Genomic DNA, 2,549 nt, shown 5'->3' with positions numbered 1-2,549 from the left:
CGACCAAGAAGGCTAAGAACGCCTTCGTGGTCGATTCGCCTTATGTCACCCGCCTCTAATCAAAGCCCCTCCGCTTTTCGGCCCGCAGGCGAAGCTGAGGAGGCTCACGGGTCACCCGCGGAAAGCGAAGTCTTGCACGGAAATCAATAGCGGTGTTTAAATGGGGATCTATAAAGCATATTTTAGTTTGGGCGAAGGAGAAAGATTGACAAATGGCACTCCTGATTAGTACACTATTTATAAAGATTATAAAATAATAATTCTTATGAAAAGAGGTGCATGGCGATGTCAGAAGAAGGACAATTGAAAGAAGCGATTTCAACATTGAAAGAAACTGGAGTCCGTATCACGCCTCAACGTCATGCGATTTTAGAGTATCTAATCGATTCAATGGCTCATCCAACAGCTGATGACATATATAAAGCACTTGAGGGGAAATTTCCGAATATGAGTGTGGCTACTGTATACAACAACCTACGAGTCTTCCGTGAAGTCGGCCTTGTAAAAGAACTGACTTACGGTGATGCTTCTAGTCGCTTTGACTTTGTAACGACCGACCACTATCATGTCATTTGTGATGGATGCGGTAAAATCGTTGACTTCCATTATCCCGGGCTGGATGAAGTAGAACAGCTTGCCTCGCACGTAACGGGATTTAAAGTGAACAATCACCGTATGGAAATCTACGGTACCTGCTCGGATTGCTCAACAAAAGAAACTCATTAAAAAGAATGGTTCTCATGCAGAACCATTCTTTTTCTTGTGCCTCTTTGATGATGTTGACTCATAAAAAGTAAAACAAAAAGACCTCCATCCGGCAGGTCTTTGTTTGATCATTATTTCTTTTTATTATACTCTTCATTGAATTCTTCGCCCTCTAAATCGGGATCCATAGTGAGCGGTTCATTACAGTACATGCACATATCTACACGGCCAAGAACCTTTGTGACCTTGCCGCAATTGGGACATGTAACCTGGACTGCCTTCGTCGATAACATCCCGATCCAAAAGTAGACTACCGTACTGCCGATGATTGCCAGGAAACCGAGCAGCATGAAAATAGTCATTACCCAAGGGTGCTCTTTAAAGTATATACCTACATACATAATGATAAATCCGATGAAAATCAAGCTTAAAGCAAATGTGCGGATTTTATTGATCTTACTGGAATAACTCTTTGCCATGATTGTCCCTCCTAGAAAAATACTATACCATATTTGAGGGAGTTTAGTGGATAGGAAAACCATTTGTCGAAAAATGACTATAATAAGAGAAGGAAATCCAGTTTCGATGTCGAAATAGTTACCAACCAATGATTGATGTGGAGGAGTTTTTAATGGAAGACATTTTACGCCCGATTTACCAGGAACGTACCAGCCACCCAAACACTTTAGGTGTCTTATTAATAGAACAAAGCAAGAAGTCCAGTCCGGTAACAGATACATTTGATATTGTATTATTTCTGATTGTAAAAGAAGCGGAAGAACCGGTATTTGTTAAACACTATACTTATCAAGAGCACAAGGCTGCTTTACATATCGTCACGGAGGAAAAGTTGAAAGAGTGGATCCTGCTCGGATCTAATCGGAAAGTGATTGACTGGCTTTTCAATGGAAAGATCTTATTCGATCGCAATGAATATGTACAAAGCCTCAAAACCGAACTGAGGGATTTCCCGTTTTACGGAAGAAAAATCAAAATGGGGATGGAATTCGGAAAGTTGATCCGCCGATATATGGATGGGAAAGTGTTCTTTGAAGCAAAGCACTACCTGGACGCTTATAATCATATCGTTCATTCTCTTCACCATTTGGCAAGGCTTGCAGTAATCGAAAATGGATTTCATCCGGAAGTGACTGTGTGGAATCAGGTAAAGCAGATCGAACCCGAAATTTATAAATTATATGAAGAACTTGTAACCAGTGAAGAGGAAATTGATAAAAGGCTAGAGTTATTATTTTTAGCCAGCGAGTTTCTGATTCACTCCAGAACTAAGGTGGCATCGGAGCACCTGATCAATATCCTCGAACAGAAAGATCAATGGAGCTTTCAGGAGCTGCTGAATCATGAAGAAGCAAAACACTATTCCGTGGACCTCGGTATGCTGATCGAATATTTAACGGATAAAGGGTTCGTTGAAATAGTAGACGTAGAAACAAAAGGAAAAGGCGTTTATCATCGATATTATCGTGCTCCAAAAAAACTATAGTAAAATATCATTTTTTTATTGACTTCAATTCAGAACCTTGATATATTAGTACATGTCGCTGCTGAACGACAAACGAGTCCGGTCAGTGGCGACATGAAAATCTTAAAAAAGTTATTGACAACAAGTTGATAACTTGATAAGATGAAAAGGTCGCTTCAAACGGAGCGTATAACAAATTGAACCTTGAAAACTGAACAAAACAAGACAATACGTCAACGTTAATTCTAGATTTACCGCAACGATTCAATCGTTGCAAAAAGAGCTATTCAAACTTTTATCGGAGAGTTTGATCCTGGCTCAGGACGAACGCTGGCGGCGTGCCTAATACATGCAAGTCGAG

3 protein-coding genes and 1 rRNA gene are annotated in these 2,549 nt (G+C 40.4%); 3 read left to right on the top strand and 1 reads right to left on the bottom strand.

Annotated features, from left to right (window positions below; genetic code table 11):
• Positions 1 to 285: 285 nt before the first annotated feature.
• Positions 286 to 726 carry a peroxide-responsive transcriptional repressor PerR gene (gene perR, locus AAEO50_RS20940; protein ID WP_425383239.1) on the top strand — a complete coding sequence of 147 codons (441 nt, stop codon included), beginning with the start codon at positions 286 to 288 and terminating at the stop codon, positions 724 to 726.
• A gap of 110 nt (positions 727 to 836) precedes the next feature.
• On the opposite strand, the gene AAEO50_RS20935 is transcribed toward perR, so the two are convergent.
• A complete protein-coding gene (locus AAEO50_RS20935) occupies positions 837 to 1,184 on the bottom strand; it encodes a YgzB family protein (protein WP_341986321.1) in 348 nt (115 codons plus the stop codon).
• A 152-nt stretch (positions 1,185 to 1,336) separates the two neighbouring features.
• Between AAEO50_RS20935 and AAEO50_RS20930 the strand changes: the two genes are divergently transcribed.
• Both AAEO50_RS20930 and AAEO50_RS20925 read left to right on the top strand, forming a co-directional pair.
• Positions 1,337 to 2,209, top strand: coding sequence for a nucleotidyltransferase-like protein (locus AAEO50_RS20930; RefSeq protein ID WP_341986320.1), 873 nt, complete (start codon positions 1,337 to 1,339; stop codon positions 2,207 to 2,209).
• A gap of 274 nt (positions 2,210 to 2,483) precedes the next feature.
• Positions 2,484 to 2,549 (top strand): 16S ribosomal RNA (locus AAEO50_RS20925); the annotation flags it as partial.

This window comes from Rossellomorea oryzaecorticis, assembly GCF_038405515.1.
GTDB lineage: Bacteria > Bacillota > Bacilli > Bacillales > Bacillaceae_B > Rossellomorea > Rossellomorea oryzaecorticis_A.
This window is presented reverse-complemented; position numbering and strand designations above follow the sequence as displayed.

Bases quoted from the DNA above. Each gene is read 5' to 3' on its own strand.
- perR (WP_425383239.1), top strand. From the start codon at position 286: ATGTCAGAAGAAGGACAATTGAAAGAAGCGATTTCAACATTGAAAGAA.
- AAEO50_RS20930 (WP_341986320.1), top strand. From the start codon at position 1,337: ATGGAAGACATTTTACGCCCGATTTACCAGGAACGTACCAGCCACCCA.
- AAEO50_RS20935 (WP_341986321.1), bottom strand. From the start codon at position 1,184: ATGGCAAAGAGTTATTCCAGTAAGATCAATAAAATCCGCACATTTGCT.